Consider the following 21,762-nt stretch of genomic DNA (forward strand, 5'->3'; position numbering starts at 1 on the left):
CAGAAGTGAAACGCGGTAGCGCCGATGGTAGTGTGGCATTCGCCATGCGAGAGTAGGACACTGCCAGGCACCCAATTAAACAGCGATGTGAAGAATCACATCACTGGCTGCGAGGATGACACCTCAGAAGAAGCAGCAAAAGATTTAGCGAAAGCTAACCGAATGCGGAGCGGTAGTTCAGTCGGTTAGAATACCGGCCTGTCACGCCGGGGGTCGCGGGTTCGAGTCCCGTCCGCTCCGCCACTAATTTGAAGGCCTTCCCTGATGGGAAGGCCTTTTTGCTATGGGCGTTTTTATCAAGTGACCCACAGGTTTGCACACCAGAACCAACACAAAGCCCAGTCTCATGACCGGGCTTTGATGTTTTTAGCGTGTTAAACAGCCAGTGTTAGCATTTATCTGCAGGAAGAGAACTAAAAAGCCTGTCATCTCCTCCATTTTATATCCATATCAAGCTCTTATCTGATGGATTACTGGCCATATTAACTGGTTTACTTTTGGCCAAACTCTGTTCATGGCGCGCGATTAGGGTTGTATCTCGCTTATAACTCGGTAGAGTAAGGGCATCTTGAGTTTGCCTGTCCCGCGCTGGGTTTGCCGGGTTCCAGGTGTAACTTGGCCAGTTTTTATCAACCTTAAGTCAGTGGTATCGATATGGAACAAGTAAACAAGTCCACCTTCAGCGATGTACTGGAATATGTGCGTATGTCCCGTCGCCAGAACAAACTCAAGCGTGAAATTGCGGATAACGAGAAGAAGATCCGTGACAACCAGAAGCGCGTACTGCTGCTCGACAACCTGAGCGACTACATCAAGCCGGGCATGAGTATTGATGATGTACAGGCGATCATCGCCAACATGCGTGCCGACTATGAAGAGCGCGTGGATGACCACATCATCAAGAACGCCGAGCTCTCCAAAGAGCGTAAAGAGCTGAGCACCAAACTGAAGGGCATGAGCTCTCACAAATAAGCGCTCAGCTTTCGCTTAAGAGACACCGGCCACTGGCCGGTGTTTTGTTATCAGCTCGGATCTCTGCCACTCCTGCAACAATCGGCTCCCCTTTTTAGAATTGCCCTGTTACCATCACCACAAAGCGGTCAATAGTTTCAAGCCATTGACTTGAAAAGACTAAGCTTGAGTGAAACACAATAAATTGCGCAACCATGGTGGGGCTGATATGGGCGCATCAGAACAGACGGATTTGACACAAGTGGCATCTCAAGATTCATCTGTCCAGACCTCGGACGGGAACCCAAAGCGCAAGCGCCGTCCCTGGTGGCGTTGGCTGTTCTGTTTTCTCTTTTTATTGTGCCTGGGGGCGGTGATCGCTCTGGTTGGCTATGAGATGAAAACCTCGAAGCTGCAATCTCAGGAGATCTCCCGCTATGCCGCCAAGCTCACGTATCAGGTCGAGCCTGGTCAGAGCAAGCAGATCGCTTTCCCTGAGGATGGCCCGTTCGACAAGCGGCTCGGCTATGTGCAACTGCCGATGATGCAGGAGCGTTTGCTTCAGCGGGGCTATGAAGTCAGCAAGCAGGTGCATTTCTCCGACGGGCTCTATGACTATGCCAGTCGTGGCTTCTTCGTGCCCTATACCGAGAAGGTGCAGGCCGGTTTGACACTGCACGATTGCCGCGCCGAGCCCTTCTATCAATTCAAGTATCCGACCCATCACTATCCGGATTTTGATTCCATTCCGCCTCTTGTCATCCAGTCGCTGCTGTTTATCGAGAACCGCGACTTGCTGAGCAACGAAGAGCCGTTGGCCAACCCGGCGGTCGACTGGCCCCGTTTTGCCAAGGCCGCGCTCTCTCAAGTGGGCAAGGCGCTCGATATGCAGGATCAATCTGCCGGTGGCAGTACCCTGGCGACCCAGGTGGAGAAGTATCGCCACTCGCCGGACGGGCTGACCCTGTCGCCGACCGAGAAGATCCGTCAGATGGCCTCTGCCAGCGTGCGGGCCTATCGTCTCGGGCCGGAAACCCTCGAAGCGCGCAAACTGGTCGCTTGGGCCTACCTCAACTCGGTACCGCTCTCGGCTGCGCCGGGATATGGTGAGGTGCATGGTCTGGGAGATGGTCTCTGGGTCTGGTTTGGTGCCAATGTCGATGACGTAAACCGTCTGCTGGATCCTGCCCGCAACCAGAATGCGCCGCTGGCCGAACAGGGGCTTGCCCTGCGTCAGGTGGTCTCGCTGATGATTGCGCACCGCCGTCCCTCTTACTATCTGGCTCAGGGGCGAGAGGCATTGGCTACCCTGACCGACAGCTACCTGCGCCTGTTTGTGCAGGAGGGGATGATCACGCCACCTCTGATGGAGGCGGCGCTCAAGGCCAAGATTACGTTTCGTGATTTCCTGCAGTCCCCTGCTATCACTCGGGTGAACAATAACAAGGGGTTGCAGGTTGCCCGTACTCGCCTGAGCCGCCAGCTCGGGGTGCAGCTCTATGACCTCGACCGGATGGATCTGACCGCCGATACCAGCCTCAACATGCCGCTGCAGAACGAAATCTCCCGTTATCTGCAACAGCTGGCCGACCCGACGTTTGCCGCCCAGGTAGGGCTGTTTGGTGAGCGCCTGCTCTCGCCGGAGAAGACGGGCGATGTGCGCTACAGCTTCACCCTGTTCGAGAAGTCGCCGGAAGGATTCAAGGTGCGGGTGCAGACCGACAACACCGATCAGCCGTTCGATATCAACGAAGGTTCCAAGCTGGAGTTGGGCTCAACCGCCAAGTTGCGGGTACTGACCACCTATCTGGAGATCGTGGCCGAGCTGCACGACAACTATGCCGGGATGCCGGTCGAGAATCTGCGCAAGCTGGCTGCCGTCTCTCAGGACAACCTCAGCCGTTGGGCCATCTCTTATTTGATGATGGCTCAGGACAAGAGCCTGCCTGTGATGCTGGAAGCGGCGCTGGATCGCAAATACTCCGCCAGCCCCAACGAAGGGTTCTTTACCGGTGGTGGCATGCACACCTTCAACAACTTCCGCCGCGAGGATAACAATCGCATTCCGACGTTGCGTGACTCTCTGCGTGAGTCTATTAACTTGCCTTTTGTACGGCTGATGCGCGATATCGTGCGCTACAGCCTCTACAAGGAGGGCAACCGTGCCCAGCTGCTCAAGGATGACAAGGATCCCCGTCGTCAGGAGTATCTGGCCAAATTTGCCGACAAAGAAGGGCAGACCTATCTGCTGCGCTTCTGGCGCAAATATCGCGGCAAGACCCCCGAGGAGCAACTCGATACCTTCCTCGACGGTCTCAAGCCGAGTGCGGTACGTCTGGCGGCGGTTCACCGCTACCTGATGCCGGAAGCCAGCGAAGCCGCATTTGCTGCCTTCTTGGCGGAGCGGTTGCCGCGGGAGAAGTTGAGCGCCAAGCGGGTCAATCAGCTCTATGTGAGCTATGGCCCGGGCAAGTATTCACTGCCGGATCAGGGCTACATCGCCCGGGTGCACCCGCTGGAGCTGTGGCTGCTGGCCTATCTCAAGGAGTTCGACAAGGCGACCTTTGCCGACGCGGTGGCGGCCAGTCGTGACGAGCGGCAAGAGGTTTACAGCTGGCTGTTCAAGACCCGTCATCGCAGTGCCCGTGACAGCCGGATCCGCACCATGCTGGAGGTGGAAGCTTTCCTCGATATCCATCAGCGCTGGGCCAAGCTCGGTTACCCGTTCGACCATCTGGTGCCTTCGCTGGCGACCGCCTTGGGTAGCTCCGGTGATCGCCCGGCTGCACTGGCCGAGCTGATGGGGATTATCCAGAATGGCGGTGTCCGCTCGCCAACCTTGCGTATCGAGCATCTCTCGTTCGCCAAGGGGACGCCCTTCGAGACCGAGTTTGAGCCGCAGCACACCGAGGGTACCCGGGTGATGCCAGCAGAGGTGGCGGCCGCCCTGCGCAGTGCACTCTCCAAGGTGGTTGAAGGGGGCACGGCAAGACGTATCGCCGGGGCCTTTACCCTGCCGGATGGCACTGTGCTGCAGATGGGGGGCAAGACCGGGACCGGGGATAACCGGATTGAAACAGTGGGTCGTTATGGCAACGTGACCAGCTCGCTGGCGCGCAACCGCACCGCGACCTTCGTTTTCTATCTGGGTGAGGATCACTTCGGTACCCTGACCGCCTATGTACCGGGTAGCCAGTCTGACAAGTTCCGTTTCACCTCGGCACTGCCGGTGCAGGTGCTCAAGGGGATGGCTCCTCTGCTGACGCCTTACCTGCAACCGGGCTCCCATACCCGGTGTCTGGCGAACCAGTGATGCGAGCGAATTACCGCTCATCACGCAGATAACTAACCAGAGAAAAAACGGGGAGGCTGACAGCCTCCCCGTTTTTATTTCCTTATCGGGCGCAGTGGCGTTCGATTGCGATCAGGCGTTCAGTACGAACTGCTCGATCACCTGAGCTACACCATCTTCATCGTTGCGGGCGGTGGTGTGCTGGGCGAGAGCCTTGATCTCGTCGGTGGCATTGCCCATCGCAACCCCGAGGCCTGCGTATTCGATCATGTGGCGGTCGTTGCCCGCATCCCCGACGCAGATCACCTGATCGGCGGTCAGACCCAGGTGCTCGGCCAGTGCGGCCACGCCGGTTCCCTTGTTGCTCTGCTTGTTCATGAACTCGAGGAAGAAGGGGGCACTCTGTACCACGGTATAGCGCTCATAGAGCTCTGCAGGCAGTCGCTCGATGGCGCGGGAGAGCTGGGGCGGCTCGTCGATCATCATCACCTTCATGATCTGCTCGTCGGCAGGCAGGGTGGCGAAGTCGATCAGATTGATCGGCATGCCGATCAGGCGGGATTCGTGCTCGGTGTAGGTGCTGACACGGGGACTGATGAGGCCCTGGGTGACCGAGAAACCGTGGACGTTCACCTCCAGCTCGTCAGCCAGTTTGGCGACGGCGCTGGCGTCACTGCCGGTCAGCAGCTGGCTGCGGATGATACGCTGATCAGCCACCTGTTGCACCAGAGCGCCGTTGTAGCAGATGACATAGTCATGCTCTGTGGTGAGGCCGAGCTCTTCCAGATAGCGGCTCATCCCTTCCAGCGGGCGGCCGGAGGCCAGCACAACGGTTACCCCTTTGGCGCGCGCGGCACTGATGGCGGCGTGGGTGCGGGGAGTAATCTGGCCCTGCGGGTTGAGCAGGGTGCCATCCATATCCAATGCGATCAGCTTGTACATCTCTCACTACCTGAGTCTGGGTGGCCCGCCCGGTGGGGCCAAGGAAGTGGCGAGTGTAGCGAAAATCTACGGCGGGATCACGGCCGGTTCAGCGATGGGGCCGTGCCGGTTGATCTATTTGTGCCCCTCGTAAGGGGTCATCTCGAGGGTTTCATCATGGATGGTCAGACGGGTAGGGCCTCGGGTGATGGTAACCTTGCGTTTGAAGCTGGCCATCTCGACCTCGATGCCGGAGTAGAGGTGCTGGGTGGCAATGACCTCCATCTGAGCCATCAAGTTTCGCAGCTCCTCCTGGTTGGCGGTGAGCTGCTCATCGAGCTGGGCCAGTTCGGCCAGCTGATGGTCCCGGATCGGTTTGAGCTTGCGCAGGGTATCCGGATTGCGCTTGTCGCCGGGCAGTTGCAGCAACTTCATGACCAGCTCCTTGATTTTCTCCAGCTGGGCCTGACACGCCTGCTGGCGCAGCTTGAGCTGGTGTTCCTGCTCCTTGTGGGTAAAGTAGCCGCCAAGGATCTGCAGTCGGGTATGGTTGGCGGCCTCGGCCCCCAGGCTGGGGGCCATGATCAGGCGATTGGCAATGCTGGTTCCCCCCAGCAGAGTGCCTTTGCGCATGTTACTGTCACCCACCTTGATATCTTGTCCGCTGCGGGAGTAGCAGTGGCTGAGCTGGCTCTGGATCTGGATATCCCCCCCCGCTTCCAGCTGGGCATACTGGGCGTAGCTGGCGTGGATCTCCCCCTGCGCATTGAGTTGGCAAAGGTACTCCCCCTGCTCGTTGCGGCGGCCAATGATGCCGTGGCGTACCGTGATGCTGCCCCCGGCTTCGATCCAGCCCCCTTCGATAAAGCCGCCGATGACGATGTCACCGCTGACCTTGATCTTCATGCCCGGGTTGACGTCGCCGCTGACGATTAAGCCCCCTTCAAAATCAATGTGGCCGTGGCGGGCATCCACTTGTTTGACGCTGAGCACCTCGTCCACCTTCATGCCTGCTTTCTCCTGACAGGGCAGGCCAGCCCGACCGGCAATCAGCAGGTCGGGATCGTCGGGGGAGATGAAGGTGCCCTCGCCAGCGCTCATCGGACTGTCTTTGCCATCTTTGGCGGGCAGATCCTGACCGGTCACGGTAAAACCGGGCACCCCGACGGTGGCCGGATGACGGCGCATCAGCGGAGCGCCTGCCTTGACGGTGACGATGGAGCCGAGATCCCGCAGGTCGACCTTGCCATGACCCAGCTCCTGCGGTTTGAGGATCCGTTCGGCCGGTGTCTCCACCAGCCGCTCATAGCGAGTGTCCTGACCATTGACGGCAGGCTGGCCGTTGGCAATCACCAGCTTGAGCTGACTGCCGGGGGCGGCCTCCTTGGCCGACTGGATGGCAGCGGTGAGCAGTTGCTCACTCACCCCCTGTTTGATTTCGCTGATGGCGATCGCCTCTTTCAGCTGTTCCAGCGTCACATACTTGCCCCCCCAGTCGGCAGTGATCTGGGCGATGGCGCTCATGCGATCCTTCTCCACTATTACGGCGAGTCGGGCATCCTGACGCTTGCCGACAGGGATGGGGTTGGCGGGGACGGGGGCGGCAGGGTTGGTGAGCAGGGTATTGAGTAGGCTGATAGCCTGTTTGATCCCCTCGGGCAGCGGCTGATAGCGGCGACAGTTGGAAGCGAGCAGCAGAGCCTGCACATCCTGTTCCGTGACAGGTTTGGTGAGACCGGCGGCAATCCGCAGGCAGACCAGTTCCATATCGCTTGATAGCAGCAACCACTCTTTGCTTAACACCGCATCTCCTTGCTGGATGAGAACGGAACGATCGGCTCGCTCCTCTACTGTCATTTAATCTCTCAATGATTAATAAAGCGAGTCACCAACCCTGAGAGTGGGCAGTATTCAGATATTTCCTCTGAATGGTCAATGAATTGAAGTTAAATCGGTGATGGCGGCCGGATAAATATGGGCGCTGTTTGGCAATGGCGTGAAAAGGCGGATCGCAGCGCCAGCAACATAGGGTCGCTGGCAGGGGCGGTAGTTATCAGCTGCGCTGGGCTGTTCTGGCCAGGGTGAGGTAATCGCCGAGTACCGGCTCACCCAGCATATGGCGGCGCAGCATGTCGAGGGCGGCAAAGGCGAGGATCTTGCGGCGGCTCTCCGGGTCGGGGTGGCTGACCTTGACCGTCTGACCGATGTGCATGCCATCGGCGCTGAGCAGCAGTGGCACCCCCTCTGTGCCCTCTCGCCCTATGGTCAGTTGCAGGCCCGCATCGGCGGTCGGCAGTTGCGCCAGCTCATCGGCCAGTTGCGTGCTGAAGTTGGCCTCCAGCCGGGGATGGCCGTGACAAAGCGCCAGCAGCGCACCGCCACTCTCCCCCTCCAGCAGAGCCAGCGGTTTGCCTTGCAGCAGCGCCAGGATCTGCTGCGCCGGTTCCGTATCTCCGCTGCCAACCAGCCAGGGGCGGATCGTATCCAGCAGTCGGCGCTCGGCACTCTCCATATCAGCGGCACTGGCGCCGTGGCCGATCAGTTTCAGCTCGATAAGGGGCATGGAGGAGCGGTAACCCAGCTCGATACCCATGGGCCAGGGTTCGGCATCCAGCATATCGCTGAGGGCTGATTCCGAGATGCCGAAGGTGTAAAAGCGACGCAGCTCGGTATCGATCTGTGCCCCGGCCAGTTGTTTGAGGCGCGGCAGAATTTGCTCGCGCACCATCTGTTTGAATTCGAAGGGGACGCCCGGAGTGAAGAAGAGCCGGCTCAGGCCGTGGCTGGCCGGGTGGGTGACCACAAAGCCGCAGGCGGTACCGACCGGATTGTCGAGGATCTCGCAATCCTGCGGCAGCAAGGCCTGCTTGGCATTGCTGGTTGGCATAGTACGGCCGCGGCTGGCGTAACGCGCTTCGATGGTGGCGAGCCAGTCCGGAAACAGGGTGAGCGGCTGGTCAAAGGCCTCGGCGGCGGCCTGAGCGGTCAGGTCGTCGGCAGTGGGCCCGAGTCCGCCACACACCAGCACCACCTCGGCGCGGCTGGCACTCTCTTGCAGCACCGTTTTCAGGTCAGCGAGGTTGTCCCCCACCGTCAGACGACGGCGCACCTGCCACCCCTGTTCCAGCAGCAGAGCGCTGAGCCAGGCTGCGTTGGTATCCACCACCAGACCCGTCACTATTTCGTCTCCGGTACTGATGATCTCGATACGCATGGCAGGCTCCTTGGATTAAACGAGTGGCAACGGTTGGCCTCGGGCCAACACAATCAGGCTTTGTTGTGCTCGAAGTAGTAGCTGATCCGGGTACGCGGATTGAGGTACTCGAACACGGCGGGCGGCAGCCGTTTGGGGTGGATCACCTTGGCGATCGACAGTTCGGCTTGCTGCAGGTCGATGATGGCCGCTTCCTGACGGGGAATGCGCGGATCGTAGACCAGCACCGAGGGGTAGAGCAGGCGAGAAGCGTTGACCGACATCACCAGCCCCACCTGACCGTTGGAGAGCTGCACCACGCTGCCGGGGGGGTAGATCCCCATCAACCGGATCAGCATGCTGAGGTACTCCGGATTGAACTGCGCCTTGCGCTGCTTGTAGAGGCCGCTCAGGGCCGAGTAGGGCACCTTGGCCTGCATGTGGCAGAGGTTATCGTACTCGTTGATCAGCGACACCATCTGGGTCAGCGGATCGAGCTGGCCACCCTTGAGCCCTTCCGGCCCGCTGCCATCGAGATATTCGTGGTGATGGAGCACGATCCCCTTCGCCTCGGCCGGGAAATCCTTGGCCAGATTGAGCAGATCCAGCCCGTAGCGCGGGTGCTGGGCCATCAGGTTCTGCTCCGGCTTGGTCAGCGGCTCGGTCTTGCGCAGGATCTGGCTCGGGATCTTCAACTTGCCGATATCGTGGAACAGCGCCCCCATGCCGACCCGGCGGATCTCGTCGGCCGTCATGCAGCACTCCTTGGCCAGCAGCATGCTGAGCACGCTCACATTGAGGGAGTGGAAGTAGAGGTTGTTGCCATCCTCGCTGTCGGAGACCAGATGGAGCACCATCTCGTCCACCGAGAGCAGCTGTTCTGTCATGGCGTTGACCAGCTCCTGCGCCTCGCCGATGGCATTGAGGGGGCGGGACTGGATCTTGCTCATCACGCTGCGCACCTGCGCCAGCGACTGCTGGAACTGTTTCTCGCACTGCTGCAGATTGCGGCGATAGAGTTGCAACTGTTCGATGCGGCGATCCTTCTCCTGCTGCATCTGGGCCTGACGCTGGGCGGCGTCTGCGCTCTCTTGTTGCTGAGGCTGTACCTGATTGAGGGGCTTGGGCGGAACGTCGCTCTTGTCGGGAATGATGGTGACCAGTTTCAGGCCGAGACGGCGGATCAGCTCGATCTCTTCTTCACTTTTGATCTTGAAGCTGGAAAACAGGAACGGGTGTTCGCGCCACCCCAGTGGCAGGGATACATAGTTGCCGACTTGCAGTCGATCTACGGAAATCTTGATACCGGTCATTATCTTGGAAGCAGGAGACACACTGAGCCGTATGCTAGTCAAAGGCGGGGGTGAATACAAAAGGTATCTGATGACAGGGCAGGAGCTTTATTATAGGCTTCTGGATGTCCAGACATATTTACTGATGCAGTACAGGGAGTAAGCATGCCGATCAAGATCCCGGATCAGTTACCCGCCGCCGAAGTGCTGGGGCAGGAGAACATCTTCGTGATGACGGAATCCCGGGCCGTCACCCAGAACATCCGCCCGCTGCGGGTGCTCATCCTCAACCTGATGCCAAAGAAGATTGAGACCGAGATCCAGCTGATGCGGATGCTCTCCAACTCGCCGCTGCAGGTGGATGTGGATCTGCTGCGCATCGATGACAGGGAGTCAAAGAACACGCCGCAGGCGCATCTGGAGAACTTCTATCACGACTTCGATCAGGTGCGTGGCAACAACTACGACGGCATGATCATCACAGGGGCGCCGCTCGGGCTGGTGGAGTTCGAGGAGGTGGTCTACTGGCCGCGCATCGTCGAGATCATCGAGTGGTCCCATCAGCATGTGACCTCCACCCTGTTCCTCTGCTGGGCGGTGCAGGCGGCGCTCAAGGCGCTCTATGGCATGGAGAAGCAGACCCACGGCGAGAAGCTCTCCGGGGTTTATCGCCACCATCGCCTCGATGAGCACGAGCCGCTGCTGCGCGGTTTCGATGACGAGTTCGTCGCCCCGCACTCCCGTTACGCGGCGTTTGATGGCGATCTGATCCGTGCCCAGACCGACTTGCAGATTTTTGCCGAGTCAGAAGAGGCGGGAGTCTATCTGGCGGCGACCAAGGATTGTCGTCAGGTGTTTGTCACCGGCCACCCGGAGTACGATGCCCTGACGCTGGACGGGGAGTATCAGCGGGATCTGGCGGCAGGGCTCGACCCGGCCATTCCGGTCAACTACTACCCGAATAACGATCCGGGCAAGACCCCGCGCGCCAGCTGGCGCAGCCACGGTCATCTGCTGTTTGCCAACTGGCTCAACTACTACGTTTATCAGCTCACCAGCTATCGGGTGGAAGATATCGGCAAGGTCTTTACCTATGACCAGGGAGGCAAGTAGTCAGTCGCCCTGCGCCAGCCGCTCGGCCAGCTGGTCGAGCCACTGGCGGTGGCAGGCTAGGGTAAACGCCTTGGGTCTGTGGGCCTTGATGGCGGCCATCGCCTCTTGCTGTGGCTGGCCGAGGGTCATCAGCAGCGCGGCGGCGACCAGACCGGTACGACCGCTTCCCCCTTTGCAGTGGATGACCAGATGTTTGCCATCCCCCAGCAGCTCGCGCAGTTGCGGCAGCACCTGTTGCCAGGCCGCCTCGAAGTCGGCATCGGGGGCCAGATCATCCTCGATGGGCAGATGGAACCAGCGCATCCCTTCGTGTTCGACCTGCTGGCCGAGCTGCGCCAGTTCGAGTCGGATCAACTCAGCGCTTGTCATCAGGGTCACCACTCCGTGGGCACCGGCCAACCGCAGTTGATCGAGCGCCAGGGTCAGCGGCACCTGCTGGGTGCCGGGGCAGGGGGTCAGCAGCAGCTGACCGTCGACACGGGGAACCTCAAGGCTCCAGAAGGGGTGATACGGGTGCATGGCGGATCCTCGCGTGGTGGCCGCAGGGTTGCGGCCGGTGAATGGCGCCAAGGATAGGCGGGGCAGGGGGGATGTCAATGGCCGTTGTGTTTGCCCCGGTTTACGGGCAGAGTCTAAAAAATTGAGCGGTTCAAGGAGTTAAGATGAGAAACCTGGATCAACTGGATTTGGATATCCTGGCCCATCTGTTTCGGGATGCGGGCATGACCAACAAGGATCTGGCCGCGCTGGTCGGTGTTGCCCCCTCCACCTGTCTGGAGCGGGTGCGCAAGCTGCAGCAGGATGGCGTGCTCAAGGGAGCGCACTGTGAAGTAGATTATCAGGCCCTCGGTGGCCACATTCAGGCCATGGTCTCCCTGCAGCTGGCCCGCCACAGCCGTCAGATCATCGATGCCTTCCGCGATGCCATTCTGGCGCTACCCGAAGTGATCAGTCTGTTCCACATGGGGGGCAAGGATGATTTTCTGGTGCACCTGTGTGTCTCCGATACCGAGCACCTGCGCAACTTCGTCTTCGATCACTTCACCTCCCGCGAAGAGGTGGTGCACCTCGAAACCTCGCTGGTGTTCGAGCACAAGTTCAGCCGCTCCCTTCCCTGCTTTCCCCAACCATAACGGCCTGTGGGCCGACGGTATGGATAGATGGAAAAAACCGCCAGCTGGCGGTTTTTTCCATTCTGCTATCGGCTGAATCAGCACGGGCGGCTCAATTGGCGGCGGTGCGTTCATCCTTGGCCGTCTGATAGAGACTCTTCTGATAGGCCATGCTGCCCCACAGGGCCAGACCGAGGGCATCCTCCTTCAAGGCGTCCGGCTGCGCCGCCAGGGTCAGCTTCTCGCTGGCATCATCGTAGACATAGCCCTCTGCCGCGCGCTCCGGTTGCAGGATCACCACATCCTTGCCGCGCATCAGGGCGAAGTTCTTGTCGTACTGCATGATGGCGCGCCCCGGCCAGTCGGCGGGCATACGGGTGAGATCTTTGCCGAGCATGGGGTAGTCGGCACTGATCCCCATCAGGGAGAGCAGGGTCGGCGCCATGTCGATCTGGCTGACGATGCGCGGATCCTTCCTCGGTGCAATGCCGTCACCCACAATGACGCCGGGGATATGGAAGCGGGGAATGGGCACCAGACTGGCGCCACCGACCCGGCTATCATGGTCGGCGATGACCAGGAACAGGGTGTCCTGCCAGTATTCGGACTGTTTCGCCCTCTTGAAGAACTCGCCGATGGCGTAATCCGCATACTTGGCCGCGTTGTTGCGGGTCTGCTTGGGCTGCTCGAACAGTTCGATGCGGTTGTCCGGGAATTCGAACGGATCGTGGTTGCTGGAGCTGAACACCAGACTGAAGAAGGGTTTGCCCTCCTTGTGCAGCGCCTTGAAGGTTTCGTCGGCCTTGGCCATCAGATCCTCGTCGGAGGCGCCCCATGATCCCTTGAAGACCGGGTTGGTGAAATCCTTCTGCTCGACGATGGTGGTGAAGCCGTTGCCGAGGAAGAAGCTGCGCATGTTGTCGAAGTGACTCTCGCCGCCGTAAATAAAGCTGGTGTCGTAACCCCGCTGTTTCAGCAGATCCGCGATGGTGAAGAAGTTGGTCTGGCTCTTGCCGAGTTTGACCACCGCCTGTGCCGGAGTTGGCGTGAAGCCGGTCAGTACCGCCTCGATACCGCGCACCGAGCGGGTGCCGGTGGCGTAGAGCTGCTCGAAGGCCCAGCCCTGCTGCGACAGAGCATCGATGTTGGGGGTGAGCGGCAGACCGCCGAGGGAACCGACAAACTGGGCACCCAGACTCTCCTGCAGCAGGATCACCAGATTCTTCGGTTTACCCCGGAAGCTCGCCTGGTTGAAGGTCTGGCTGGGCAGCAGATCGGAGTTGAAATCACTGGCCGGACGGCCACTCTCCTTGCGCATGACCTCGAGCACCTTCTGAGGGGTCATCTCACCGTAAAACTGGCCGGCATCCTCCTCGGCGCCCATCTGTTTGATGGCAAAGAAGAGGGAGTAGGCGGAGTTGACGGTGAGCGAGTTGACCAGCGGATCCTCGGCAAAGGCGACCATGGCCGGGTTCAGGGCGCGGTGGCCGAGACTGGAGCGGGCACCGAGAAAACCTATGGCCAGAATGAGCAGGGCGAAGGCCGGACGCAGATACCAGCGGGGGAAGCTGAGGCCACGTACCAGACGGCCGCTCAGCCACCAACCGCCGGTCAGCACGGCGCCACTGAAGAGTACCGCCAGCAGCAGCTCGGCTTTGCGCCCCGCCCACAGCATGGCGAACACCTCTTTCGGATAGATGAGGTACTCCACATAGAGGCGGTTGGGGCGCACGCCATACTCGGTGACGAACGAGGGGGTGGAGATCTCGAGGAACAGCATCAGCCAGAGTCCGACGGTCAGCCAGACGCGCATCAGTTGCAGCCAGCCTCGGCCGATGGCATGGGGGCCTGCCAGCAGCAGAGTGAGCATGGCGGGGACACCCCAGACCCAGCAGAGGGTCGCAAAGTCGACCCGGATCCCTTGCAGCAGCATCTCCTGCCAGCCGGCCATGGCATCCACCCGTTCCAGTTGCCAGAGACCGAGGGCGATTCGGCTGAAAGAGAGAGAGAAAAGCGCGAGCGCGCAGAAGACGGCGAAGGGCCAAAACGGGCCGAGTCGCTGTTTTAGATCTGTCATGTTTGTTCCTGAATGAGACTGTAAACGTCTGTCCACAGACGTTTTTTTAGTTGTTGTGAGGTTATGACAGATCGAATTGGTTAAGGTTGCATTCAAGTTTGTTAAAAGTCGGCATTAACACATTTATCATCTAAAAATGTGATGTCGCGCCACTAATGAGCACAGCATAATCTGCTGGGTAAAATGTGAGCCACAGCGTGTATGGATGGAGCGCTGGTGTTTATAATTGCCGCGAATTATCTCAATCGGAGCCGAAGGGATGCCGGTCTTTATCGATGTCGAGTATGTGCGGGGATGGCGCCTGTTTCTGGTGTTATCGGATGGCACCACGGGGGTGCTGGATCTGACCCCCTGGCGAACCCAGCCGCTGTTTGCAAAGCTGGAGAGCGAGCGTCACTGCGCCCGGGTCTTCATCAACCGTCACCACCAGCTGGAGTGGCCCGTTGGATGTACCTTGTCAGCCCATGAGGTCTATCACCTCATCTCTCCCATCGATGAGCGGGAAGCCTTCAGCTAATCCCCATTTTTTGTGAGCCAACGCCAGATTCCTGTTGCTGGAATGTTTGCCCGTTTGCCTTTCTGAGCCAACTTGGGTAAAACCTGCGCAACATTTTGCCAACTTGCCTTCGCTTCACCTGACATAGGCTTGCCGCTTTCGCGCCGCAGGCCTTTTTTGCGGCCTGACGGCAAACCTTTCCCTTGCTGAAAGGTTTGGTTGGTTGAATGAAAATAACAAAACAAACAAATACATAAGGAAAATGTATGGCTTGTCATATGCGCACACCCCTTGCCCTGCTGGTTGGTGGGCTCGCCTGTCACGGCGCTGCCGGTCAGGAACCGGTGCAACAGCTGGATCCCATGGTGGTGGTGGCAACTCGCCCGGCCAGCACACTTGAAGTGACGCTGGATCCCAAGAAGCCCGGTTCCCCCATGCCCGCTGCCGACGGCGCCGGTTATCTGAAGAATGTCACCGGGATGAGCATGGTGCGCAAAGGGGGGCTCGGTGGCGACCCTGTACTGCGGGGGATGGGGATGTCCCGCCTCAACGTGCAGATGGATGGCGGCATGCTGGCCGGTGGTTGTGGCGGCCGGATGGACCCGCCCACCGCCTATGTGTTCCCCCAATCCTTTGACCGGATCCGGGTGCTGAAGGGGCCGCAATCCCTCGAGCAGGGTGCCACTCTGGCGGGAACCGTGCTGTTCGAGCGGGACAGACCCGAGTTCACCGCACCGGGCCTCAAGGCCGATGCCTCGGCCCTCTTTGGCAGCTTCGGCCGCGATGACCAGATGGTGGATATGACGGCGGGTTCGACTGATGGCTATCTGCGCGGTCAGTTCACCCACTCCGACAGCGACGATTACCGCGATGGTCACGGTAACAAGGTGCGATCTTTCTATCGCCGCGAGAACGGCACCGCCCAGCTGGGCTGGACGCCGGGGGAGCACACCTGGCTGGAGCTCACCGCCGAGCGCAGCAATGCCCGTGCCGCCTATGCGGATCGCACCATGGATGGCCCCATGTTTGATCGCGAATCCTTCGGGCTGAAGCTCAAGCAAGAGCAGATCACCACTCACTGGCAGCGCAGCGAGCTGACCCTGTGGGACAACTACATCGACCACATTATGGACAACTTCAGCCTGCGGCAAAACAGCGGCATGAAGATGCTCTCCAACCCGGATCGCCGCAATACCGGCGGTCGCTGGGCCAACGACATCGCCTTGCCAGCAGACTGGCTGCTGACCGCCGGGCTCGACAGCAACCGGGATCAGCACCGCAGTCGGAGTGGGGTCGACTATGCCACCAAGGATCGCCAGCGTACCCTGCGTTTCGAGCAGCAGGGCGGCTTCGCCGAACTGGGTCGTCAGCAGGGGGCTCACAGCTACAAGGGCGGTTACCGTCAGGATAGGGTAGAGACCACCCGCTATGGCGCTGGTGAACAGACCCTCTACAGCGATACCCTGAGTCTTAACAGCGGGTTTGGCCGCTACGAATATCAGTGGTCACCCCGCTGGTCCAGCTATCTGGCCTGGGGGCAGGCAGAGCGGGCGCCGGACTACTGGGAGCGCAGCAAGGACAGTACCCCGTTCACCCTCAACCCGGAGCGCAGTCGCCAGTGGGATGCGGGGCTGGCTTTGCGCAGTCGCGAGCTGGACCTGACCCTCTCCCTCTTTAGCGCCGACATCAAGGACTACCTGCTCTACAACAGCAAGTCGAACAAGGTGCGCAATATCGATGCCCAGACCCGGGGTGGCGAGCTGGAGGGGCGCTGGCAGTTTGCCGAGCAGTGGCGTCTCGATGGTGGTCTGGCGGTGGTCTACGGCGAAAACCAGAGCGACAACAAACCGCTGGCCCAGATGCCACCACTCGATGGCAAACTGGCGCTGGGCTGGCAGCCGGACGAAGCGCTGAGTTTCACCCTGCTGGGACGCGCGGTGGCGGCGCAGGATCGGGTAGATCTCTGGTCCGGCACGGTCGCCGGTCAGGATCAGGGCGAGACCCCGGGCTTCTTCACCATGAACCTGAGCGGCGCCTGGCAGTTTGCCAAGGGGTGGCAGCTCTCGGCTGGGGTGGACAACCTGTTCGACACCTTCTACTACGAGCACCTCTCCAAGTCGGTGCACAGCAGTCAGGCCGGGCTGGGCTATGAGCAGAGCGGTCGCATCCCCGAGCCGGGCCGTTCCTACTGGCTCTCGCTCAACTACCGCTTTGCCTCGGCAGGGGTGCTCTAACCAGTTGAGTCAGATAACGTTTTCAGTCACAGACACTGCTGTGTGAGCATCGCTATCATGGTGAAAAACAGGCGTATCAGACGCCTGCTCTCACAGCGGGAACATAACAATGAAACAGGGAACGTTACGCTATGGCGGCCTGCTCGGGGCCGCCCTGTTACTTGCGGCTTGCGGCGGCAGCGGGAGTTCAGGTGGGGAGAGTTCTCCCCCCGTCGTCAATCCGCCGGTCACCCACCCTCCGGTCGCCACGGCCAGTCGTGCCTGCTATGGCGACGATCAACCCGCCTGCAACCTGCGCATCTATCAGGTAATGGTGGAGTCGTTTGCCGATGGTGACGGCAGTGCCAACTACGGCGTCGGCTATGGCCCCTCCCAGCACAACGGCGATCTGCAGGGGATCATCGACAGTCTCGACCACATCAAGAGTCTCAACGTCAACGCTATCTGGCTCACCCCGGTGTTCGACTCCTGCGCGGGGCACGGCGGCGATAACAAGCTCGATGCCACCGGCTACTTCGCCTGCGACTTTTTTACCGTGGATCCCAACTTTGGCAGCAATGCCAAGCTCAAACAGCTGGTGGATGCAGCGCATCAGCGCGGCCTCTATGTCTTCCTCGACGGGGTGTTTGGCCACGTCAACAAGGTGGGGGTGAGCAAGCCCTCGCCAGAGGGGCGTCTGCCCGCCCTCACCAGCGGCGGTGCGGGTTATCCCGGCCAGCTGGTGGATTACAGCAAGCCGGAAAGCCTCGCCTACTTCAAGGAGGTGGCCCGCTACTGGGTCGAGCAGTACGGTATCGACGGCTGGCGCCTCGATCAGGCCTATCAGCTTGGGCTGGATGATTGGCGCGCCATTCGCAGCGAGGTGGAGCAGGCCAGCGCAGCGCGCAAAGCGGCAGGGCAGCAGTGGGGCACCCTCGGCTACATGGTGGGCGAGGTGTGGAAGGGGGCTGACGATATTCGCGCTCAGGCTTATGGCAGCAGCGACAATCCGGCACTTTCATCTGCGTTCGACTTCCCGCTACGCTACGGCATCGTGCAGGCGCTGGCGGTGGAGGAGTCCGGCAAGGGCGGGCAGGGGGCCAGCGTGCTCGATGCCAGCTGGAACAAGGTGGAGAACTACCCGAATCACGCCATGCCAAACCTGATGCTGGGCAACCACGATCTGGTGCGTTTTGGTGATCTGCTGGAGCGTGGCAACTTCAAGTCGACCGAGTACTGGCAGCGCCACAAGGCGGCCTTCAGCTTCCTCGCTGCCCGCTCCGGCCCCATCACCTTCTACTATGGCGAGGAGTTTGGCGACGAGGTGCCGGGCTTTGCTGCCAAGGTCGGCGGTGACTGTGCGGCGCAGGGCTTGTGCGACGACCATGTGGCCCGCAGCGACGGCAAGGTGCCCGCTGTCACCGGCTTTGTGCCAAGTAGCGAACAAGCCGAGCTGAAAGAGTGGCTCGCCCAGCTACTGGAGATGCGTGCCGCGCACCCCGCTCTCTATCAGGGAGAGCGAGTCAAACTGGTGGCCGAGGGCAGTCTCTATGGTGACATCAAGCAGACGGCGGGGGAGCAGATAGTCTACCTGCTCAACCTCTCCACCACGGCGCTCAGCTACAACCTGCCGACGGGCAAACTGCGCAGCGGCAGCGCGCTGGTGGATCTGCAAAGCGGCGAGAGTCTGGCCATCGGCGGCAGCAGCGTGACGGTGGAGCTTCCGCCCTTGAGCGGGCGTTTCCTGCGTCTGCAATAAGTCAGCCGCAGCACGCTTTGATATGAGAGAGGGCCCCGTCGCGGGGCCCTCTCTGTCATAGTGGGCGACAAAGTCATGGCGGGGTTATGCGGTGGTCTGGCCCCGGTTTTCCAGCCGCTGGCGAAAGGCGCGGGCCAGTCGCTCGTAGAGATCTTGCGCCTCCTTGTCTTCGATATCGCCGCGGATCCAGGGGTTGTCGACGATCTCCAGCAGCACGCAGTCGCGCCCCTGCTGGCGCAAGTCGAGGCCATAGAGGCCATTGCCGAGCTGATGCACGGCGCGGCGAGCGGTCTGCAGTACCCGCTCCGGCACCTCGTTAAGCGGCAGCGCCTCGATGCGGCTCATGTCGAGAGGGTGCTTGCGGCGGCGGATGCGGTTGCCGGGTTCGGGCCGGTAGCGGCGACAGGCGAACAGCGGCGAGCCGTCGAGAAAGCCGATGCGCCAGTCAAACTCGGCGGGGATCCGGCTCTGCACCAGCAGCAGGGCGGAGCGGCCCAGCCCCTCGTCCAGCAGCCGGGCCAGCTGCTGCTCGTCGCTGGCCAAGGCGAGATCGCGCCCCTGCGCCCCGTCGGGCACCTTCACCATCAGCGGCAGGCCGAGCCGCTGTACCAGCTCGTCCACATGGTGGCGGCCGCGGCGGGTGACCACCATGGTGGGCGGCATGGGCACGCCGCTGCGCACCATCAGCTCGTAGAGATAGAGTTTGTTGCTGCAGGCGAGGATGGCGCGGGAGCTGTCGATCACCGGCATCTTGAGCTGTTCGGCGCGATGGGCAAATTCGAAGGTGTAGTGGCCGACCGCGGTTTCGGCACGCAGCCAGAGGGTGTCGAACTCCGGCAGCCGTTCGATGGCCGACGGTGGCAGGATCTCGGCCCGAATGCCCTGGGCGGCGGCAGCCCGGATAAAGCGCTCCAGCGCCAGCCCGTCACTGCTGGCACGGCCATCATCGGGGTCGACCAGAATGGCGAGCTGGTAGAGCGGCGCCGCCTGCTCCTCATCACCGGTCCCCACCAGTGCCTGAGCGTGGTGCAGCATCAACTCTTTCTCGCTTGGGCTCAGCTCCAGCGGTGACAGGCTCTGCTGCTGGCGCACGGACCAGCCGTGGCGGCCGCGCTTGAGGGTCAGCTCCTGCAGCGGTAGCTGGCTCAGGCCATAGTAGTAGCGAGCCAGCCCCGCGAGCTCGCTCTGTTCACACTGGCCGAAGATGGCGCGCACTCGAATCCGATCCTCGCTCTGCTGGGCCAGCCATCCCTGCGCCTTGCGCCACAGCTTGGCCGGTGGCTGCTGGGGTTGCAGTCGGCTGATGGCTTGCAGACCCGGCAGGCAGTGGTGGCCGCGGGCCTGGGCCAGCAGCGAGCAGTAGTAGCCTGCGCTCAGGTGTTCCAGATTGCGGCAGAGGTTGATGATGCGGGGTCGGCCGCCGGTGGTCGGCACGCCATGTTGCAGATAGGTGCGGGCGGTCAGCAGATAATCGGCATGGCAAGGCCAGTCGCCCAGCTCTTCGACGATGACATAGGTACTCATATTTTCGGCTCCACAGATCAGACTGCCTGAACAGGCAGGCTCCCCAGTGGGCTTCGATGCACCGACAAGCACGACAATGGCGCGAGGGGAAACAAGAGGTTACAGTGCCTAATATGACGCCTTGGTAACTTGTGATACAAGTCGCATTTTTGGTGCTGAGGATAAATAACCGAACAAGGACTCCCCGTGTTGACCGTACGTGCGGCCCGAACCGATGATCTGGGCGCCATCGTTAATCTGGAACGCTACTGTTTTCCTCCCGAAGTCGCCTTTGGCCGCAGCCGCTGGCACTATCTGCTGGCCCACGCCAAGGGGCGCACCCTGTTGCTGCTGGACGAGAAACATCAGCTGATGGGCTATCTCTGCCTGCTGGAGCACAGAGGCTGGGATCGGCTGGTCATTCAGGCGCTGGCCATCCGCTGGACGGTGCGCCGTCTGGGCTGGGCGCGGCGCCTGCTGGAGCAGGTGATCCGCGAGGGCAAGGCCGCTGGCTGGGGGGCGATTCGCCTCGAAGTGGGGGACGCCAACGAAGAGGCGCTGGCGCTCTATCAGGGATTGGGATTTCGTCCCCAGCAGCGGCTGGCGGACTACTATGGCCGCGACCAGCATGCCCACCGGCTGGTGCTGCCGCTGGTGAGCGACGAGGAGCGTGAGCGGCGCAGAGTGGCTCGCTTTCAGGCGCGCAAGCCATCTTCACAGGCCAACTGATCATGTTGCACGAGCAGAATCGAGGAGCAGGATGAGCTGCGACAACTGTCTTGCCACCGCTATCAGGGCCAAGCTGGGGCGCTGTCCGGTCTGCGCCATCCAGACCTTCATCATTGGTCTGAGTGGCTGGCTGGTCTGGTGGTGGTGTGGTGCCGACACCTCGGTCAACGCCCTCACCGGCCTGCTGTTTGCGCTGGGTGGCTCGGGCCTGTTGCTGCTCCATCTGGTGGTATTTGTCTGGCGCAAGGCGACCGGACGTGAATTGAGCGATGAGTGAATCTTAATAGATTCAAACAGATAAATAACAATATCGGTGTAGATATGGAGGTTCAGATGATTGCAATGGTAACGGGCGCCTCGTCCGGTTTTGGTGAAGCCATCAGCCGCCAGCTGGTGCAGGCAGGCTACAAGGTGATCGGTACCGGTCGCCGCGCCGAGCGGCTGGCCGCGCTGGCTGACGAGCTGGGCGCGCAGTTCCTGCCGCTGGCGTTCGACTTGCAGGACAAGGCGGCCACCCGCGCTGCCATCGCTGCTCTGCCAGCCGAGTGGAGCGAGGTGGATCTGCTGGTCAACAATGCCGGTCTGGCGCTGGGGCTGGAGCCGGCCCACAAGGCGGATCTGGATGATTGGGAGCAGATGATTGCCACCAACATCAGCGGCCTGACCCTGCTCACCCGCTTGCTGCTGCCGGGCATGGTGGCGCGCAATCGCGGCCATGTCATCAACATCGGCTCCATCGCGGGCACTTACCCCTATCCGGGCGGCAACGTCTACGGCGCCACCAAGGCATTCGTGAAGCAGTTCAGCCTCAACCTGCGCGCCGATCTGGCTGGCACCGCCATCCGCGTCACCAACGTGGAACCGGGCCTGTGCGGCGGCACCGAGTTCTCCAACGTGCGCTTCCACGGTGACGATGCCAAGGCGGCTTCCGTCTATCAGGGGGTGGAGGCGATCCAGCCGGAAGATATCGCCAATACCGTGCTCTGGGTGAGCCAGCAACCGCCCCACGTCAACATCAACAGCATCGAGATCATGCCGGTGGCGCAGAGCTTCGGCCCGCTCAATATCAGCCGTCGCTGATCGCTGGATTGGCTGAAACAAAAGAGGCTCC

18 protein-coding genes and 1 tRNA gene are annotated in these 21,762 nt (G+C 60.8%); 11 read left to right on the forward strand and 8 right to left on the reverse strand.

Annotation, left to right across the window (positions count from 1 at the left end; translation table 11 throughout):
* Positions 1 to 166 precede the first annotated feature (166 nt).
* From OKC43_RS10685 to OKC43_RS10695, 3 genes are all read left to right on the forward strand, one after another.
* Positions 167 to 243: transfer RNA gene (locus OKC43_RS10685), tRNA-Asp, on the forward strand.
* A 411-nt stretch (positions 244 to 654) separates the two neighbouring features.
* The gene (gene tmaR / locus OKC43_RS10690) at positions 655 to 972 is read left to right on the forward strand and encodes a PTS system regulator TmaR (protein WP_005336024.1); all 318 of its coding nucleotides are present in this window, start codon (positions 655 to 657) and stop codon (positions 970 to 972) included.
* Between the two features lie 208 nt (positions 973 to 1,180).
* A complete protein-coding gene (locus tag OKC43_RS10695; RefSeq protein WP_236272824.1) occupies positions 1,181 to 4,264 on the forward strand; it encodes a transglycosylase domain-containing protein in 3,084 nt (1,027 codons plus the stop codon).
* Between the two features lie 111 nt (positions 4,265 to 4,375).
* Here OKC43_RS10695 and yidA read toward each other — a convergent pair whose 3' ends face one another.
* The 4 genes from yidA to OKC43_RS10715 all read right to left on the reverse strand — a co-directional run bounded on the left by yidA (position 4,376) and on the right by OKC43_RS10715 (position 9,670).
* Positions 4,376 to 5,185 carry a sugar-phosphatase gene (gene yidA / locus OKC43_RS10700; protein ID WP_005363212.1) on the reverse strand — a complete coding sequence of 270 codons (810 nt, stop codon included), beginning with the start codon at positions 5,183 to 5,185 and terminating at the stop codon, positions 4,376 to 4,378.
* A 114-nt stretch (positions 5,186 to 5,299) separates the two neighbouring features.
* Complete coding sequence (locus OKC43_RS10705; RefSeq protein WP_043826156.1) at positions 5,300 to 6,967, reverse strand: DUF342 domain-containing protein; 1,668 nt, start codon at positions 6,965 to 6,967, stop codon at positions 5,300 to 5,302.
* Between the two features lie 250 nt (positions 6,968 to 7,217).
* Positions 7,218 to 8,378, reverse strand: a complete 1,161-nt coding sequence (locus tag OKC43_RS10710; protein ID WP_236272674.1) for a competence/damage-inducible protein A — start codon at positions 8,376 to 8,378, stop codon at positions 7,218 to 7,220.
* 53 nt (positions 8,379 to 8,431) lie between these two features.
* Entirely contained in the window at positions 8,432 to 9,670 is a 1,239-nt protein-coding gene (locus tag OKC43_RS10715; RefSeq protein ID WP_042081904.1) for an HD-GYP domain-containing protein, read from the reverse strand.
* A gap of 144 nt (positions 9,671 to 9,814) precedes the next feature.
* On the opposite strand from OKC43_RS10715, the gene metA reads away from it, so the two are divergent.
* On the forward strand, positions 9,815 to 10,762 hold the full coding sequence (gene metA, locus OKC43_RS10720; protein ID WP_128834264.1) for a homoserine O-acetyltransferase MetA: 948 nt from the start codon (positions 9,815 to 9,817) through the stop codon (positions 10,760 to 10,762).
* Here the strand turns inward: metA and OKC43_RS10725 are convergent, their stop codons facing one another.
* The gene (locus tag OKC43_RS10725; RefSeq protein ID WP_167574341.1) at positions 10,763 to 11,281 is read right to left on the reverse strand and encodes a cyclin-dependent kinase inhibitor 3 family protein; all 519 of its coding nucleotides are present in this window, start codon (positions 11,279 to 11,281) and stop codon (positions 10,763 to 10,765) included.
* 143 nt (positions 11,282 to 11,424) lie between these two features.
* Here OKC43_RS10725 and OKC43_RS10730 point away from each other — a divergent pair, with 143 nt between their 5' ends.
* A complete protein-coding gene (locus OKC43_RS10730; RefSeq protein WP_005336001.1) occupies positions 11,425 to 11,895 on the forward strand; it encodes an Lrp/AsnC family transcriptional regulator in 471 nt (156 codons plus the stop codon).
* Positions 11,896 to 11,986: 91 nt separating this feature from the next.
* On the opposite strand, the gene OKC43_RS10735 is transcribed toward OKC43_RS10730, so the two are convergent.
* Positions 11,987 to 13,951 carry an LTA synthase family protein gene (locus OKC43_RS10735; protein WP_236272675.1) on the reverse strand — a complete coding sequence of 655 codons (1,965 nt, stop codon included), beginning with the start codon at positions 13,949 to 13,951 and terminating at the stop codon, positions 11,987 to 11,989.
* Positions 13,952 to 14,210: 259 nt separating this feature from the next.
* Here OKC43_RS10735 and OKC43_RS10740 point away from each other — a divergent pair, with 259 nt between their 5' ends.
* A complete protein-coding gene (locus OKC43_RS10740; protein ID WP_005335997.1) occupies positions 14,211 to 14,468 on the forward strand; it encodes a DUF2442 domain-containing protein in 258 nt (85 codons plus the stop codon).
* Here OKC43_RS10740 and OKC43_RS10745 read toward each other — a convergent pair.
* On the reverse strand, positions 14,465 to 14,725 hold the full coding sequence (locus OKC43_RS10745; protein WP_155737343.1) for a hypothetical protein: 261 nt from the start codon (positions 14,723 to 14,725) through the stop codon (positions 14,465 to 14,467). The two genes, OKC43_RS10740 and OKC43_RS10745, sit on opposite strands and share 4 nt — an antisense overlap.
* Here OKC43_RS10745 and OKC43_RS10750 point away from each other — a divergent pair.
* The gene (locus OKC43_RS10750; RefSeq protein WP_236272679.1) at positions 14,714 to 16,681 is read left to right on the forward strand and encodes a TonB-dependent copper receptor; all 1,968 of its coding nucleotides are present in this window, start codon (positions 14,714 to 14,716) and stop codon (positions 16,679 to 16,681) included. The two genes, OKC43_RS10745 and OKC43_RS10750, sit on opposite strands and share 12 nt — an antisense overlap.
* A 109-nt stretch (positions 16,682 to 16,790) precedes the next feature.
* Positions 16,791 to 18,419 (forward strand): alpha-amylase family glycosyl hydrolase, encoded by a 1,629-nt coding sequence (locus tag OKC43_RS10755; protein ID WP_236272680.1) that lies wholly within the window; start codon positions 16,791 to 16,793, stop codon positions 18,417 to 18,419.
* 84 nt (positions 18,420 to 18,503) lie between these two features.
* Here the strand turns inward: OKC43_RS10755 and OKC43_RS10760 are convergent, their stop codons facing one another.
* Positions 18,504 to 19,943 carry a RimK family protein gene (locus OKC43_RS10760; protein ID WP_069526950.1) on the reverse strand — a complete coding sequence of 480 codons (1,440 nt, stop codon included), beginning with the start codon at positions 19,941 to 19,943 and terminating at the stop codon, positions 18,504 to 18,506.
* Positions 19,944 to 20,129: 186 nt separating this feature from the next.
* Here OKC43_RS10760 and OKC43_RS10765 point away from each other — a divergent pair, with 186 nt between their 5' ends.
* The 3 genes from OKC43_RS10765 to OKC43_RS10775 are packed head-to-tail and all read left to right on the forward strand — an operon-like array spanning position 20,130 to position 21,731.
* The gene (locus tag OKC43_RS10765) at positions 20,130 to 20,651 is read left to right on the forward strand and encodes a GNAT family N-acetyltransferase (protein WP_064341596.1); all 522 of its coding nucleotides are present in this window, start codon (positions 20,130 to 20,132) and stop codon (positions 20,649 to 20,651) included.
* Between the two features lie 31 nt (positions 20,652 to 20,682).
* Positions 20,683 to 20,928, forward strand: coding sequence for a DUF3624 family protein (locus tag OKC43_RS10770; protein WP_042053656.1), 246 nt, complete (start codon positions 20,683 to 20,685; stop codon positions 20,926 to 20,928).
* A 56-nt stretch (positions 20,929 to 20,984) separates the two neighbouring features.
* The gene (locus OKC43_RS10775; protein WP_236272681.1) at positions 20,985 to 21,731 is read left to right on the forward strand and encodes an SDR family oxidoreductase; all 747 of its coding nucleotides are present in this window, start codon (positions 20,985 to 20,987) and stop codon (positions 21,729 to 21,731) included.
* Positions 21,732 to 21,762 lie beyond the last annotated feature (31 nt).

It is taken from the genome of Aeromonas sp. Y289-2 (assembly GCF_027705925.1).
GTDB classification, from domain to species: domain Bacteria; phylum Pseudomonadota; class Gammaproteobacteria; order Enterobacterales; family Aeromonadaceae; genus Aeromonas; species Aeromonas veronii.